At 73.7% G+C, this 15,166-nt stretch carries 15 protein-coding genes; 2 read left to right on the top strand and 13 right to left on the bottom strand.

All coding sequences use genetic code 11. From position 1 onward, the window contains the following. Positions 1 to 54: 54 nt before the first annotated feature. The 10 genes from ACFWAR_RS03595 to ACFWAR_RS03550 all read right to left on the bottom strand — a co-directional run bounded on the left by ACFWAR_RS03595 (position 55) and on the right by ACFWAR_RS03550 (position 10,579). Positions 55 to 1,572: an alkaline phosphatase family protein gene (locus ACFWAR_RS03595; protein ID WP_385772630.1), complete on the bottom strand. Its 1,518-nt coding sequence runs from the start codon at positions 1,570 to 1,572 to the stop codon at positions 55 to 57. A gap of 126 nt (positions 1,573 to 1,698) precedes the next feature. Beyond that, positions 1,699 to 2,769 carry a 2-aminoethylphosphonate ABC transporter substrate-binding protein gene (locus tag ACFWAR_RS03590; protein WP_385772851.1) on the bottom strand — a complete coding sequence of 357 codons (1,071 nt, stop codon included), beginning with the start codon at positions 2,767 to 2,769 and terminating at the stop codon, positions 1,699 to 1,701. Positions 2,770 to 2,819: 50 nt separating this feature from the next. Next, the gene (locus ACFWAR_RS03585; protein ID WP_385772629.1) at positions 2,820 to 3,617 is read right to left on the bottom strand and encodes an ABC transporter permease; all 798 of its coding nucleotides are present in this window, start codon (positions 3,615 to 3,617) and stop codon (positions 2,820 to 2,822) included. Beyond that, entirely contained in the window at positions 3,604 to 4,548 is a 945-nt protein-coding gene (locus tag ACFWAR_RS03580; protein ID WP_385772628.1) for a 2-aminoethylphosphonate ABC transporter permease subunit, read from the bottom strand. Before ACFWAR_RS03580 ends, ACFWAR_RS03585 begins: the two co-directional genes overlap by 14 nt. Next, positions 4,541 to 5,590 carry an ABC transporter ATP-binding protein gene (locus ACFWAR_RS03575; protein ID WP_385772627.1) on the bottom strand — a complete coding sequence of 350 codons (1,050 nt, stop codon included), beginning with the start codon at positions 5,588 to 5,590 and terminating at the stop codon, positions 4,541 to 4,543. The genes ACFWAR_RS03580 and ACFWAR_RS03575 overlap by 8 nt, the downstream gene beginning before the upstream one ends. Then, positions 5,587 to 6,378 (bottom strand): phosphonatase-like hydrolase, encoded by a 792-nt coding sequence (locus tag ACFWAR_RS03570; RefSeq protein ID WP_385772626.1) that lies wholly within the window; start codon positions 6,376 to 6,378, stop codon positions 5,587 to 5,589. Before ACFWAR_RS03570 ends, ACFWAR_RS03575 begins: the two co-directional genes overlap by 4 nt. Positions 6,379 to 6,383: 5 nt before the next feature. Next, a complete protein-coding gene (locus ACFWAR_RS03565) occupies positions 6,384 to 7,505 on the bottom strand; it encodes a TIGR03364 family FAD-dependent oxidoreductase (RefSeq protein ID WP_385772625.1) in 1,122 nt (373 codons plus the stop codon). 148 nt (positions 7,506 to 7,653) lie between these two features. Beyond that, complete coding sequence (locus tag ACFWAR_RS03560) at positions 7,654 to 8,412, bottom strand: GntR family transcriptional regulator (RefSeq protein WP_385772624.1); 759 nt, start codon at positions 8,410 to 8,412, stop codon at positions 7,654 to 7,656. A 30-nt stretch (positions 8,413 to 8,442) separates the two neighbouring features. Beyond that, a complete protein-coding gene (locus ACFWAR_RS03555) occupies positions 8,443 to 9,261 on the bottom strand; it encodes a hypothetical protein (protein WP_385772623.1) in 819 nt (272 codons plus the stop codon). A gap of 142 nt (positions 9,262 to 9,403) precedes the next feature. Beyond that, positions 9,404 to 10,579, bottom strand: coding sequence for an ROK family protein (locus ACFWAR_RS03550; protein WP_385772622.1), 1,176 nt, complete (start codon positions 10,577 to 10,579; stop codon positions 9,404 to 9,406). 56 nt (positions 10,580 to 10,635) lie between these two features. Between ACFWAR_RS03550 and ACFWAR_RS03545 the strand changes: the two genes are divergently transcribed. Together ACFWAR_RS03545 and ACFWAR_RS03540 are read left to right on the top strand one after the other, a co-directional pair. Next, positions 10,636 to 11,775: a Gfo/Idh/MocA family oxidoreductase gene (locus ACFWAR_RS03545; RefSeq protein WP_385772621.1), complete on the top strand. Its 1,140-nt coding sequence runs from the start codon at positions 10,636 to 10,638 to the stop codon at positions 11,773 to 11,775. Positions 11,776 to 11,857: 82 nt separating this feature from the next. Further along, the gene (locus tag ACFWAR_RS03540; RefSeq protein WP_385772620.1) at positions 11,858 to 12,925 is read left to right on the top strand and encodes an ALF repeat-containing protein; all 1,068 of its coding nucleotides are present in this window, start codon (positions 11,858 to 11,860) and stop codon (positions 12,923 to 12,925) included. Between the two features lie 105 nt (positions 12,926 to 13,030). Here the strand turns inward: ACFWAR_RS03540 and ACFWAR_RS03535 are convergent, their stop codons facing one another. From ACFWAR_RS03535 to ACFWAR_RS03525, 3 genes are all read right to left on the bottom strand, one after another. Then, on the bottom strand, positions 13,031 to 13,885 hold the full coding sequence (locus ACFWAR_RS03535; RefSeq protein ID WP_385772619.1) for a fumarylacetoacetate hydrolase family protein: 855 nt from the start codon (positions 13,883 to 13,885) through the stop codon (positions 13,031 to 13,033). A 122-nt stretch (positions 13,886 to 14,007) separates the two neighbouring features. Continuing rightward, complete coding sequence (locus ACFWAR_RS03530) at positions 14,008 to 14,688, bottom strand: YidC/Oxa1 family membrane protein insertase (protein ID WP_385772618.1); 681 nt, start codon at positions 14,686 to 14,688, stop codon at positions 14,008 to 14,010. A gap of 116 nt (positions 14,689 to 14,804) precedes the next feature. After that, positions 14,805 to 15,116, bottom strand: coding sequence for a DUF6412 domain-containing protein (locus ACFWAR_RS03525; RefSeq protein WP_385772617.1), 312 nt, complete (start codon positions 15,114 to 15,116; stop codon positions 14,805 to 14,807). Between the last annotated feature and the right edge of the window lie 50 nt (positions 15,117 to 15,166).

The raw sequence follows: 15,166 nt of genomic DNA, 5'->3' as shown, positions 1-15,166 counted from the left end.
GGACGCGTGGGGCGTCCACGACCCGGTCACCTGGGAGAACGGGCGGCCCGGGGGTCAGCCCAGGGTCACGTTGTCGACGGTCCAGTACCAGTTGTTGTTGCCGCTGTAGCGGAAACGGACCTGGACGTCGGTGGCGCCCGCCGGGACCTGGAGGCTGATGGCCTCGGCCTTGGCGACGGCGTCGGCGGTGTAGTTCTTGACGACGGTCGCGGCGCCGCCGTTGTAGGAGACGAGGACCTGGGCGACCTGCCCGGCCTCGTGGCGGTAGTGCGTCTGGAAGGCCAGGGTCTTCGTACTGCCCCCGGTCACCGCCCACTTGGGCGTGACGAGGGTGGAGTCGAAGGTGCCGGTGTGGCTCTTGTCGTCCCACTCGTCGGAGTCGGCGACGGCGAAGACGTCACGCGAGCGGACGTTCAGCTCGCGCCACTGGTCGCGCTGGGACTGGCTCCAGAACTCGTCGGTGGCGAAGGCCCATCCGGCCCATTCGGCGACACCGCCCGTGCCCATCTTGGAGTTGTCGATGCTCCAGCCCGCGGGCGGGGTGTGCGTGAAGCCCTTGGTGGCGGCCGGGATGCCGCTCTCGTCGACCCGGGCCTGGAGGTTCGGGCGCAGGGTGTCGAAGGGGTCGCCGTCCGGGGCGTTCAGCGGTACGCCGTCCAGTCCGGCGGTGGAGACGCCGACCTGCTGGAGCGCGGTGGCCGCGACGTCGACGAGGCGTACGTCGCCGCGGACCGAACCGGCCGCGATGCCGGCGCCCTTGGCGATGACGAAGGTGCCGCGCTCCTGGATGCTCGAGCCGCCGTGGCCGCCCGCGTCGGTGTGCCCGTGGTCGGTGGTGACCAGGATCTTCCAGTTCTCCTGGCCGTAGGTGGGCCGGGCCTGGACGGCGGTGAGGAGCTGGCCGACGAGCTTGTCCACGCGGCCGATGGTGTTCAGGTACTCCTGGCTGGCGGCGCCGGAGCTGTGGCCGGCGTGGTCGATCTCGCCGAAGTAGACGAAGGCGGCGTCCGGGTTCTGGTCGCGCAGTTCGGCCGAGGCCGCGGCGGCGATCTTCGGGTCCTCGCTGCCGTAGCCGTCGCGGTCGCCCTTGAGGGAGAGGCGCTTGTCCACCTTGGGCGAGAAGATCGGGCCGTTCTGGTCGGTGGAGGTGATGGGCTCCCAGTCGGCGGCCGCGTAGGTGTTGAGCGCCGGGTTGGCGTTCTCGACGCGGGTGAGGAAGTCGGGGTACGCGGTGTAGTTCTTGCCGGTGAAGGAGTTGTCCTTCACGCCGTGCTTGTCGGGCCACACGCCCGTGGCGATGGTGGACCAGCCGGGGCCGGAGGAGGTCGCGGCCATCGGGTTCGCGTACAGGGTGCTGCGCGCGGTGAGGCCCTGGGCCATCAGGCCGTTGAGGTTCGGGGCGTCGGCGACCTTGACGCGGTCGAGGACGGTGCCGTCGATCCCGATGACCAGGACCTTGTTGACGGCGGCGGCCGCGGTGGCGGCGGCCGGTGCGGTCGGGGCGGCGGCGGCGATCAGGGCCGCGGCGGTGGCCGCCACGGCGAGGGCGCGTCCGGGCAGGACAGGGGACACGTACTCCTCCAGGGAGTAAGCGAAGGGGAGAACAGCGGCGGGGGGCCGGTCCATTGGACCAGACCCGTTATGCAAACGTCACTCTTGCGGGAGCGGGTGACGGGGAAGTGACCGACCGGCTTCCGGTCAGCTGCCAGTGGCCGACTTCCACGCGTCCACGTACGCGGACAGGTTCTTGTCGATGTCGGCCCAGTCCGGCTCGAAGACCTCGACTCCGGTCATGACCTTGGTCAGTTCGACCGCGTTGGCATCGGTCGGCTTGACGTCGGCGCGGGCCGGGAAGCCGCCGCCGACCTCGCTGACCAGCTTCTGGGCGTCCTCGGTGAGCAGGTAGTCGAGGAGCTTCTTGCCGTTCTCGGTGTGCGGGGCCTTGGCCATCAGGCCCGCCGCGTACGGCAGGGCGAAGGTGGTGGGCCTGCCGCCGTCCTTGGCCGGGAACCAGATGCCCAGGTTCGGCATGGACTTGGACTGGGCGAAGTTCATCTGGACGTCGCCGTTGGCGACGAGGATCTCGCCCTTGTCGGTCTTCGGCGCGAGCTTGCTGGTGGAGGAGGACGGGCCGACGTTGTTGGCCTGGAGCTTCTTCAGGTACTCCAGCGCCGGCTCCTTGCCGCCGAAGTCGTGCATCGCCTTGATGAGCACGGCGGTGCCGTCGCCCGCGACGCCGGGGGTGGAGTACTGGATCTTGCCCTTGAACTTGGCGTCCAGCAGCTGCTCCCAGGTCGTGGGGGCCTCGGGCAGCTCCTTCTTGTTGTGGACGAAGCCGAAGTAGTTGTTGACGACCGAGGTCCACTTGCCGTCGGCGGCCTTGTTCGCACCGTTGACCTGGTCCGAACCCCGGGGCTTGTACGACTGGAGCAGCCCCTTGCCGTCGGCCTGCTGGATGAACGGCGGCAGGGTGACCAGGACGTCGGCCTGCGTGTTGGACTTCTCGCGGACGGCGCGCTGCACCATCTCGCCGGAGCCGCCCTCGACGTACTTCACGGTGATGCCGGTCTTCTTGGTGAAGTCGGCGAAGACCTTGTCGTACCAGCCGTCGCCCTTCTCGCCCTTGAGCCCGTCGGCGCTGTAGACGGTGACGACCTTCTCGCCGCCCCCGGAGTCGGCGGCGGAGGAACCGCCGCAGGCGGTGAGGGTGGCGCCGACGGCGAGGCAGCCGGTCAGGGCGACGAGCGGGCGCAGCAGGCTGTGGGGCATGCGGGACACGCGGGACATGGGGTTCCTTCTGGGTTCTGGAGGGATACCGCTCAGCGGTAGGAGGCTCTGGTGCGGACGCGGCCGACGGCCAGCAGCACCAGCAGGGTGGCGGCCATCAGCACCACGGCGACGGCGGAACCGCCGAAGAGCGAGCCGCGGTCGGTGGCGGTGAAGATCCGGACGGGCAGGGGCACCCAGTCCGGCGGGTAGAGCATCATGGTGGCGCTCAACTCGCCCATGGACAGGGCGAAGCAGAGTCCGGCGGCCGCGGTGAGCGAGGGCAGCAGCAGGGGCAGCCTGACCCGCCACAGCACGTAGGAGGGGCGGGCGCCGAGGCTGGCCGCCGCCTGTTCGTAGGCCGGATCCAGACGGATCATCGCAGCCGAAACCGACTGGTAGGCGAACGCCGTGACAAGGATCGTGTGCGCCAGGACGACGATGCCGCTCGTGCCGTTGAGCAGCACCGGCGGGCGGCTGAAGGCCACGAGCACGGCGAGGCCCACGACGACGGACGGCACGGCGACCGGCAGCACGAACAGGGCGTCCAGCGCCCGCTTCCCGCGCTTGCCCAGCCCGCCGGCGGCCAGCGCCGCCCAGGTGCCGACGGTGAGCGCGAGCAGGCTGGCGACCAGGGCGGTGACCAGGCTGGTGGTGAGGGCCTGGAGCGATTCCCCGCGGACCGCGGCCGCGTAGTTCCCGGTGGTCGGGCCGGAGGGGAAGGCCCCGGACCAGTGGGTGGCGAAGGAGGCCGCCACCACCACGAGCAGGGGCAGGGCGAAGAGCGGCAGGAAGAGGACGGCGAATCCGGCCCAGGCGGCCCAGCGGCCGGACTTGCTATGCACCAGCACGCTTGCTCACCACCCGGTAGAGGCCGTAGAGGCCGACGGAGATCGCGATGTTGACGACGGCGACCACGCAGGCGGCCGGGTAGTCGGATTCGAGGATGGCCTTGCCGTAGATCAGCATCGGCAGCGTGGTGACGCCCTTGGCCCCGGTGAAGAGCACGATCCCGAACTCGTTGAGGCACATGACCAGCACCAGGCTGCCGCCCGCCCCGAGCGCGGGCAGGGCCTCGGGGAGGATCACCCGCCGCACGATCCGGCCGGGCTTCGCGCCGAGCGAGGAGGCCACCTCCAGCTGCGCGGTGTCCAGTTGGGAGAAGGCCGCGAGCAGCGGGCGCATCACGAAGGGCGTGAAGTAGGTGATCTCCGCGAGGAGGACGCCCCAGGGGGTGGTGAGGAAGTGGAAGGGGCCCTCCGCCGCACCGGTGACGTCCGTCCACACGCCGTTGGCCACGCCGACCGTGCCGTACAGGAAGAGCAGCGCGAGGGTGACGAGGAAGGAGGGGAAGGAGAGGAAGACGTCGACGAAGCGGGCGACGGCCTTCGCCCCGGGGAACGGCACGAAGGCGATGACCAGGGCGAGCGCGAAGCCGAGGACCAGGCAGCCGACGGTGGCGCCGACGGCCAGCCAGACGGTGGTGCCGAGGGCCTCGCGGAAGGCGGCGGAGGCGAAGACCTTCCCGTAGGCGTCGAAGGCGCCGCCCCCGCCGTCGGGGGTGAAGGACTGCTGGACGACCAGCCCGAGGGGGTAGAGGAAGACCAGGGCGAGCACGACCACGGGCGGCAGGGCCCACACCCAGCGGGGCGGGGTCCGCGCACCGGCCCCGGCGGGCCGCGTCCGGCGGGCCGCGGCGGGCACCGCGGCCGACGCCGACGCCGACCGCGACGGGGGCGCGGGGGCCGGGGGCGCCGGGGCGGGGGCGGGGGCCTCAGCCATCGGAGACCCCCGCCGAGAGCAGGACCGCGTCGCGGGGTTCGAAGTGCAGGGTGACGTGGTCGCCGAGGGCCGGGGTCTCGCGCAGCTCCGGCAGGTCCGCCTTGATCCGGTGCCCGTCCACGTCGACGTACAGCCGGTGCGTCGAGCCCCGCCACTGCACCTCGGTGATCTTGCCGCTCAGGGCGTTGGGCCCCTCGCCCAGCGCCAGCAGGTGCGGGCGCAGGCACAGGGTGGCGCTCGCACCGGGGGCCGCCCGGCCCGGGTCGAGCTCCAGGCTCCGCCCGGCGAAGAGCGCGCCGCCGTCGGCGACGGTCACCGGGAGGAGGTTGGCGTTGCCGACGAAGGAGGCGGTGAACTCGGTGCGCGGGGTGCGGTACAGCTCCTGCGGGGTGCCGCAGTCCTGCAGCCGCGCCCGGTCCATGACCGCGATCCGGTCGGCGAGGGTGAGCGCCTCGACCTGGTCGTGGGTGACGTACAGGATGGACACGTCGGGCAGTTCGCGGTGCAGCCGGGCCAGCTCGGCGAGCATCCCGGAGCGCAGCTGCGCGTCGAGCGCCGAGAGCGGCTCGTCGAGCAGCAGCACCCCGGGCCGGATCGCCAGCGCGCGGGCGATGGCCACGCGCTGCTGCTGGCCGCCGGACAGCTCGCGCGGGTAGCGCTTGGCGTAGGCCGCCATGCCCGTCATCTCCAGGGCCTCGGTGACCCGCCCCGGGATCTGCGCCTTGGGCGCCTTCTGCGCCTTGAGGCCGAAGGCGACGTTGTCCTCGACCCGCATGTGCGGGAAGAGGGCGTACTGCTGGACGACCATGCCGATCCCGCGCCGGTGCGGCGGGAGCGCCGTGACGTCCCGGTCCCCGATGAACACCCGGCCCGAGCGGGGACGTACGAATCCCGCGACCGCCCGCAGCGCCGTGGTCTTGCCCGAACCGGAGGGGCCGAGCAGCGCCATGACCTCGCCGGGCTCGACGCTCAGGTCGAGGGAGTCCAGGACGGTGGTGCCCGCGTAGGCGACCGAGACCGCGTCGAAGCGGATGCCGCTCACGCGGCGGGCTCCGGGGCGAAGGGGCCGAGCAGGGCGGGGAGTTCGGCGATGGATCCGAGGACGTGGGTGGCGCCGTGCGCGGTGAGGGCCGCGCGGTCGTGCGCCCCGGTCAGCACGCCGGCCACGACCCCGGCACCCGCCCGGCATCCGCTGAGCATGTCGTAGGCCGTGTCGCCGACGACGACCGCCTCGCGCACGTCGGCGACCGCGCCCGTGCGCAGGAAGGCGGCCAGCACCATGTCCGGGTACGGGCGCCCGCGCCCGCCCGCGTCGGCCGGGCACAGGGTGAGGTCCGCGAGGTCCTGCCAGCCGAGGGCGGCGAGGATGGCGTCCTGGGTGACGCGGGCGAAGCCGGTGGTCAGGACGACGGTGCGGCCTTGGCCGCGGAGGGTGTCGATGGTCTCGCGGGCACCGGGGAGCGGGGCCACGAGGCCGCCGTCGACCAGGGCGCCGTAGGCCTCCTCGAAGGCGACGTTGGCGCGCTGGGCGAGCTCCTCCGACCCGAAGAGGTGGCGGAAGACGGAGATCTTCGACTCGCCCATGGTGTCGCGGACGTACTGGAGCTTCTCGGCGTGGTCGGCGGAGCCGGGCTCGACGCCGAGGCGCTCGGCGGCGCGCTCGAAGGCCCGCTCGACGAGGCCGCCGTCGGCGACGCTGGTGCCGGCCATGTCCAGGACGACGAGGCCGTGGCGGGAGGTGGTGGTGGCGGTCGTGGTGTCAGTGGTGGTGGTGTCAGTGGTGGTGGTGTCGTTGGTGGTGGTGTTGTCGGTGGTGGTGTTGTCGGCCATGTCGGTTACCAGCCCAGTTCGTTCGCGGTGGTCTCGGCTATGGCGGGCGAGCAGGTCATGCCCCGGCCGCCGGGTCCGGTCACCAGCCACACGCCGTCCCGCACCTGCTCGCGGTGGACGACCCGGGTGGTGTCGGTGCACTGCGCGTACACGCCCGCCCAGCGGTGCCGGATCTTCGGCAGCGGGCGGCCCAGGAAGGACTCGACGACCCCGGTGAGGTGGTCGTAGGGCTCTTCGAGGGTGTCGAACGCGAAGGGGTGCTCGTACTCGTGGGTGTCGCCGATGGTCAGGCCGCCGTCGCGCCGCTGGACCATCAGCAGCTGCATCTTGTGCGCGGCGGCCACGGGCGCCTGCGCCTGCTCGGCGTTGAGCTCGTCGAGGGCCTCGCTCCGGTACGCCGGGTAGTAGCGGAAGCTGTCGGCGTCGGCGACCGAGGTGGTCAGCGGCTCGCCGAGCGGCTCGGTCTGCATCATCTGGAGCCGGACCCGGCGCACGGGCAGGTCCGGGGCCAACTCCCGGACCAGGCCGGAGAGCCAGGCGCCGGTGGCCAGGACGACGACGTCGCCGCGGTGGACGTCACCGTGGTCGTCGCGGACGGCGCCGGGCCCGGTGACCTCGCGGACCTCGCGGCCGGGGAGGAAGGTGTAGCGGCCGGAGGCCCGCAGCGCCTCGCGCAGGTGGAGCTGCGCGGTGCGCGGCTCCACGGCCGCGTCCCGCTCGCACCACAGGGCCGCCTCGAAGGCGCCGCGCAGGGCCGGGTTGATCGCGCGCGCCTCGGCAGCACCGAGCAGCGCGTACCCGCGGTCGGCGGCGTCCGCGCGGGCCACGGCCGCCTCGGCGACCGCGTGCTCACGGGCGTTGCGCACGGGGGTCAGGGATCCGATGGCGCGGAAGCCCAGGCCGGGGACCCGCTCCCCGATCCGCTCCCAGAGCTCGCGGGCCCGCAGCGCCGTCTCCAGCTCCGCACCGCCGGCCCGCCCGCTGACCCAGATCTGGCCGAAATTGCGCAGTGAGGCACCGCGCGCCTCGGCCTCGCGCTCGATCTGGACGACCTCGTGGCCGCGTTCGACTGCTTGCCAGGCGTGCATGGTGCCGACCACGCCGCCTCCGATGACTATGACTCTCACCCGGCCCACGGTGTCCGGGACCCATGGACCGGGAGGAGCCATCAGGCGACGGGTCGGTGAACAGCCCTCGACGCTTGGACCAGACCCGTTACCGTTCCGTGATTCATGAGCGCCCTTTTTGGTCCGGTTCGGTGTGGTTCGCCCTCGACTATTCGGGGCGCAGGTGCGTCGTGAAGCTGAACCGGTCGCCACGGTAGAGCGAACGCACCCGCTCCAGGGGCCGCCCGTCCTGATCGCGCGAGAAGCGGTGGATCAGCAGCATCGGCAGCGCGGGGGGCGTCCCGATGAGCAGCGCCTCGCGCGGGGTGGCCAGGACCGTCTCCAACTTCTCGTCGGCGTCGCCGAAGGCGATGCCGAGCCGGTCCCGGAGATATCCGTAGAAGGAGGAATCCGGCTGGAATTCGCCGTCCAGTCGGGGCGCGCGGGCCACCCGGACGTACGTGCTCTCCAGCCCCACGCGCTCGTCGTCGGCCAGCAGCACCCGCTCCAGGTGCCAGACGGGCTCGCCGGGCTCGGCGCCGATGCCGGGGGCGAGGTCGGGCGGGCAGGGGAACTGCTCCAGACCGATGAGGTTGCGGCCGGGGCGGCGCCCCTGGCGGCGGACCCCCTCGGTGTAACTGGCCAGGGACAGCGGCTGCTCCAGCTTCGGCCCGGCGACGACCGTGCCGCGCCCGGACCGGCGCAGCCTGCCTTCGAGGAGCAGCTCGCGCAGGGCCTGGCGGACGGTCTCGCGGGACACCTCGTAGCGCTCGGCGAGGTCCCGCTCGGTGGGCAGCGTCCCGCCCTCGCCGAGCTCCTCGACGAGCTCGGCGAGGCGGGCCTTGACGGCGTAGTACTTGGGGATGCGCCCGTGCTCGGGAATGCCGGATCGGACCGGCGAGCCGGGGCGGTGCTTGGTCGGTTCCACTCTGGGACTGTACGGGGCGGGGCGCGGGGCCTACGGCCCGGTGGTCGTCTCCCGGCGCAGGCGCCGGGCGGCCAGCAGGAGCCCCCCGCCCGCCGCGAGGGCGCCGAGGGCGCCGCGTGCGGCCAGGCCCTGGGCGCGGGCCGCGATGTCAGGGGTGCCGGTCTCGGCGAGGGCGTCGGCCCCGGACCACGTCCCGGACTCCGCCTCGGCCCCGGCCTCCGCCGGGACCGGCTCCTGCGGGCCCTCGACCGAGAACCGGTAGCCGCCGGTGTCCCCGACCCAGTCGCCGTCGTCGCCCTTGCGCTGGACCAGGGCCGCGTCGGCGACCACCTCGCCGAGGGGTGCCGTGGCGGCGAAGGCCAGCTGCACCTTGACGGTGGCCGAGCCGCCGGCGCCGACGGTGAAGCCGGGGAAGGCCTCCCCGCCGTCGAACACGGCGATGACCTCGTCCCGGTCGGTGCTCTCCAGGCTGACGGGGAAGGTGGCGCCCCGCGCCTCGAACTCCATCCGCAGGTGGGCGGGGCGCAGGGTGCGCGCCTTGTCGGTGAAGACGACCACGGGGTGGATGGCGGTGCATTCGGTGGCGGTGGTGTTGGTCAGGTCCAGGTACCAGGTCTGCGGTCCGGCGCCGGTGCGGTAGACGCTCGGTCCGCCGCGGATCCGGGCCCCGATGGGGAAGGCCGCGTTCTTGCCGTCCCCGCAGCTGGCCTTGGCGCGCGAGGGCAGCGCGGGTGCGGGGCGGGCGCCACCGCCGCCGGGGGGCGCGGGCGCGGCGACGGCCGGAAGGGCGACCGGTCCCGATACGACGACGAGGACCGCGGAGAGGGCAAGGGCTTTGCGCAGTCGCATGGTGGGCCTTCGCTGGCTCGCCGGACGATGATCTGACGAAGCGACAATCACCCCGCCTTGGCCGCACCCTGCCACGCCCCTCCCGCCCCCCGCCGTCGCCGCGCCCCGGTCGGACCGGTTTACGCCCGATCGGCGCAAGGGGTCAAGCACCGCCGAAGAGGGGGGCCAGGACCAGCTCCGCCGCGCCCTCGGCCACTCCGCCCGGGGCCCGCTCCACCCGCACGGGTCCGCCGCCGAGGGCGCGGGCCGCCAGTACCGTACGGACCCCCTCGACGAACACCTCCGGCGCGGCCGCCACCACGCGCCCGCCCAGCAGCACCCGCTCCACGTCCAGCAGCGCCACCAGGTTCGCCGCCGCCTCCCCCAGCACCCGCGCGGCCCGGTCGAGGTCGCCCCGCGCCACCGCCTCCAGGCACAGCACCTCGGCGCAGCCGCGCGCCCCGCACCTGCACGGCGGCCCGTCCAGCAGCAGCACCTGGTGCCCGAACTCCCCCGCGCCCGAGCGGCTCCCCCGGTACACCTCGCCCCCGAGGCGCAGCCCCGCGCCCAGTCCGGTGCCCACGTGCAGGTACACCGAGCTGCCGGAGCCCGGCCCGGTACCGGTTCCGGCCGCGCCCGCGTTGGTGTCCTTGTCCAGCACCACCGGCAGCCCGAGGCGCTCGGCCAGCGCCGCCCGCAGCGGATAGCCCTCCCAGCCCGGGAACCCGGTCACCCGACCCAGCACCCCGGTCCGGTGGTCCAACGGCCCGGGCGCGGCCACGCCCACGCCCAACGGCGCGCTCGCACCCGACGAACCGGCCGCGGCCGACGACCCGGCCGGGCCCGACGGCCCGCCCGGGCCCGACGGCCCGTCCGTCGCCGATCCGCCGGGGCAGGCCCGTACGACCGCCTCCGCCACGGCCGCGACCACCGCGTCGGGGTCGGCCCCGAAATCCAGGGGCCGGCGGGACTCGGCCACCACCCGCCCCAGCAGGTCCACGCGCACCACGCGCAGCTCGTCGCGGTCCAGGTGGGCGCCCACGGCGCAGCGGGCCTCGGGCACCAGGCGCAGCAGGGTGCGCGGCTTGCCCCCGGTGGACGCGCCGCGGCCCGCCTCCGCGACCAGGCCCTCCGCCGCCAGCCGGGCCGTGATCTTGCTGACGGCCTGCGGGGTCAGTCCCGTACGGGCGGCCAGCTCGCCGCGGCCCGACCCGGCCTCGCCGCGCAGTCCCGCCGCGCGCAGCAGGCCCAGGACCAGCGCGGCGTTGTGCCCGCGCAGCCCGGCCAGATTCGCTCCGCCGACCGCGTCGTCCCCACCACCACCGTTGCCTCTGATCACCCGCCCATTGTCCACCCTCCTTGCACTTTGGCAACAGTGTTGCCAAAGTGGACTCCATGGCTACCACCTCCCCCACCTCCCCCTCCGGCCCCGCCACCCCCACCGGCGCCCCGCTCCGCGTCGGCCTGATCGGCTACGGACTCGCCGGCTCCGTCTTCCACGCCCCGCTCGTGGCGGCGACCGAGGGGCTCGTCCTCGACACGGTCGTCACCTCCGACCCCGAACGCGCGGCCCAGGTGCACGCGCGGTTCCCGGACGCACACGTCGTACCGTCGCCCGACGCGCTGTGGGAGCGGGCCCCGGAGCTGGACCTCGTGGTGATCGCCTCCCCCAACAAGACCCACGTCCCGCTCGCCACCACCGCCCTGGAGGCGGGCCTGGCCGTGGTGGTCGACAAGCCGCTCGCCGCCACCGCCGCGGAGGCCCGTGAACTCGCCGCGCTGGCCGACCGGACCGGTACCTTCCTGTCCGTCTTCCAGAACCGCCGCTGGGACAACGACTTCCTCACCGTGCGCCGCCTGATCGAGGAGGGCGAGCTCGGCGAGGTCCAGCGCTTCGAGTCCCGCTTCGAGCGCTGGCGCCCCCAGCTCAAGGGCGGCTGGCGCGAGTCCGGCGCCCCGGAGGAGATCGGCGGGCTGCTGTACGACCTGGGCAGCCACGTGGTGGACCAGGCCCTGGTGCTGTTCGGCCCGGCCGTCCGCGTCTACGCGGAGGCGGACGTGCGCAGGCCCGGAGCCCGGGCGGACGACGACACCTTCATCGCGCTGACCCACGCGAACGGCGTCCGCTCGCACCTCTACGTCAGCGCGACCACCGCCCAGCTCGGCCCGCGCATGCGGGTGCTCGGTTCCGCCGCGGGCTACGTCAAGTACGGCCTGGACCCGCAGGAGGGCGCCCTGCGCGAGGGCAGGCGCCCGGGCGTGGACCTGCCGTGGGGCGAGGAGCCCGAGCACTGCCGGGGCCGGATCGGCTCCGGCGAGTCCCCGCTGACGGGTGGCGGGCGGCCCGTACCGACGGAGCCGGGCGACTACCCGGCCTACTACGCGGCGGTGGCCGCCGCACTGCGCGACGGCGGCCCGGCTCCGGTCACCGCGCACGAGGCCGCGGACTGCCTGGAGGTCCTGGAGGCGGCCCGGCGCTCCTCCGAGGAGGGGTGTGCGGTGAACCTCTCGCCGCGTGCGGCGACTTCCGCCTGAAAATCGATCAACCGATCGATGAGGGCGCCTTAAGCTGTGAGAATCCTATGATCATCACAGTTGCGAAGAGTGGGTACCGCCCGTGAAGTTGTCCCGGATCGCCACGGCCGTCACCGTGGCCGCGATGGCTCCCGCCGTCCTGATCGCCTCGCCGGCCTTCGCCGCCGACACCTCGACGGCGGCGGGGGCGACCTCCGCCTCCGCCGCCTCGACGGTGTCGACGCCCGCGGACACCAAGCCCGCTGACGGCAAGCCGGTCGACCCGAAGCCGGTCGACGGCAAGCCCGCCGACGGCAAGGACCAGGCCGCGGCCGACCGCGCCGCGATCGAGAAGATCCTGGCCGACCCGAAGAGCGGGCCCGGCGTGCGCGGGGCCGCGGCCAAGGCCCTCAAGGGCACGGACGCGGACATGCGGCGATTCCTGACGGTCGAGCTGGCCGAGCAGCAGCTCGACGACGACCGGGTGCGGGTCTCGCAGCTCATCCACTCCGGCGGCAAGGCCGTGCAGCGCGAGGGCAAGAAGGCCCTGCAGGTCGACACCCAGGCGGCGCTGACCGCGTTCCTGGAGACCGGGCAGCACGCGGCCCGGCTGGAGGACGACCGCGTCGAGCTGCTGAAGGCTCTCCAGGGCGCCGGTCCGGGCCTGACCGAAGGCATCCAGAAGATCCTTTCGAACGGCACCGCGGCCCAGGTCCGCGAGTTCGTCACGACCACGCAGCACCAGCTGCGCGACGACGACAACGCCGTCCTGATCTCGGCCATCCTCGGCAAGAACCCGGGTCCCGAGCTGAAGAAGGCCGCGCAGGCCGCCCTCAAGGGCAGCGCGAAGGACCGTGCCGAATTCCTGAAGACCGGGCAGTTCACCGCCCGCGAGAAGGACAAGCAGGACGGGAACGGCAAGCCGGCGGACGGCAAGGACCCGGTCGGCGGCAAGGACAAGCCCAAGGACGAGGCCGGCAAGGTCGTCGTCACCCCGAACAACGGGTCCGGCGGCAACACCGCGGCCCCGGCCGGCGGCAAGGGCCCGCTGGCGTCCACCGGAAGCGGCGCCGAGACCCCGTGGATCGTCGGCGGCAGCGCCCTCGCCCTGGCGGCGGGCGCGGGCCTGGTGCTGACGGCGCGTCGGCGCGGCGCGTCGACCCGCGGCTGACGCTCCGCTCCGCGTTCCCGGTACGCGTCACCGGTATTTCCCGGTACGAGAGGGGGCGGGCCCGCCGACCACGGCGGTCCCGCCCCCTCCCGCGCGTCCGGCGCCTCAGGCGCTCTTGAACTCCTGGCGCTGGCGGCCGAGCTTCTCGATCTCCAGCTCCACGACGTCACCGGCCCGCAGGAACGGCTTCGGCTCCGGCTGTCCCATGGCCACCCCGGCCGGGGTGCCGGTGACGATGACGTCGCCCGGGTGGAGGGTCATGAACTGGCTCAGGTACCGCACGACCTCGCCGACCGGGAAGATCTGGTCGGAGGTGTTGCCGTCCTGCTTGAGCTCGCCGTTGACCCACAGCTTCACGTCCAGGACCTGCGGGTCCGGGATCTCGTCGGCGGTGACCAACCAGGGGCCGAGCGGGGTGAAGGTCTCGCAGTTCTTGCCCTTGTCCCAGGTGCCGCCGCGCTCGATCTGGAACTCGCGCTCCGACACGTCGTTCACGAGCAGGTAGCCGCCGACGTGCGCGAGGCCCTCCGCGGCCGAGCCGAGGTAGCGGGCCGTGCTGCCGATGACGACGCCCAGCTCCGCTTCCCAGTCGGTCTTCACGCTGCCGCGCGGGATCAGCACGGTGTCGTCGGGGCCGACGACGGTGTCCGGGGCCTTGAGGAAGAGGATCGGCTCCGCGGGGGTCTCGGCGCCGACCTCCGCCGCGTGCCCGTGGTAGTTCAGCCCGATGCCCACGATCTTGCCGATCCGGCCGACGGGCGCGCCGACGCGCAGTCCCTCGGCGCCCAGCACCGGAAGGTCGCCGGACTCCGCTTCCCGGACGCGGGACAGTACGGAGTCGTCGGCGAGCAGCGCCCCGTCCACGTCCGTGATCAGGCCGGACAGGTCCCGCAGGGTCCCGTCCTGGTCGAGCAGCGCGGGGCGCTCAGCACCCACCGGTCCGACGCGCAGCAGCTTCATGGGCATTCTCCCGTGGTCGTGGGTGGTCGGCCCGTGGGCGCGCCCCGGGCCGGCCGATGGGTTGCGGCCATCGGAGGATTGGTCGATCCTCCAAGATGTCCGCCCAATCCGCAAGACCCTGTTCACAGACTGGAACGCGCGGCTCCGAGCGCGATGCGCCCCGCGCGGTCCTTGCGGTGCTGGAGCCAGACCCGCTCCGCCACCGTCCACGCGGTCGTGGCCACCAGGTACAGGCCCGCGGCCAGCGGCACCACGGCCGCGGTGACCAGCGTGCCGAAGGAGAGCAGCGGCAGCACGCCGGACATCTTGCGCATCAGCTCGCGCTGCTCCGCGGGCAGCGTGTCGGGCAGCTCGGGGCCGTTGCCCGAGCGGGCGGCCCGCCGCCCCCGTACGGCGCTCCACGCGGCGACGGCCGCGATGGCGGCGAACAGGCCCAGGAACACCAGCCCCGGACCGCCGAAGAGGCCGCCGTCCCCCAGCGCGTCGGCCCAGCGGGCCCCGAGCGGGGCGGCGAAGAGCCGCTCGCCCAGCAGCCCGCTGTCCACGGACGTGAACGCCCGGTACATGAAGAAGAACACCGGCAGCTGCACGAGCACGGGCAGGCAACCGGCCCGCGGGGTCGCGCCCCGGAAGGCGGCCCGGCTCAGCGGGTGCAGGGCGAGCCGCACCAGCACGGTGAACAGCACGATCGCGGCAGCGGTCGCGGCCGGGGCCGCCACCGGCTCCAGCAGCTGGGCGAGGGCGGCGACGGGCTGCGCGACGCCCTGGGTGAGGGCATGGGTGATCGGGGTGAGAACGGACACGGGGTCCCTCCGGAAGGTCTCGTCGGACGTCGAAAGATGCGTGGTGCGTGGTGCATTTCGGCGTGACGAGCCGTGCGGGGGCGCCGCGGGGGTCGCGATGGACCCGGGGAACGCCCCTACGCGGCCGTCAGGACGGACCGCCCGGGCGCCCTGGGCCGCGAGCGGCCGGAGGCGTCGGGATCGCGCTGCGGCAGGAAGGCCGTGCGCTGTTCGCGATCGCGGATCGCGGTGCGTATGCGGGTGCGGGGTACGGGTGGGGTGCACCGGGCGAGCAGCGCCGCGCACCCCGTCACCGCGGCGCCGACGGCGGCCGTGGCCGCGAGGGCGACGGCGGCGCCCAGCCCGCCCTCCCCGAAGGAGGGTCCCAGGAGCAGCGTGAGGAGACCGGTGAGCAGGACGACGCCCAACAACCCACGGACACGCGCCATACGACCCACCCCCCTGCCACTCGCTCCGATGTCCTGACCCACTGCTCGAC

The organism is Streptomyces sp. NPDC059917, from assembly GCF_042730635.1.
Classification (GTDB): domain Bacteria; phylum Actinomycetota; class Actinomycetes; order Streptomycetales; family Streptomycetaceae; genus Streptomyces.
This window is presented reverse-complemented; position numbering and strand designations above follow the sequence as displayed.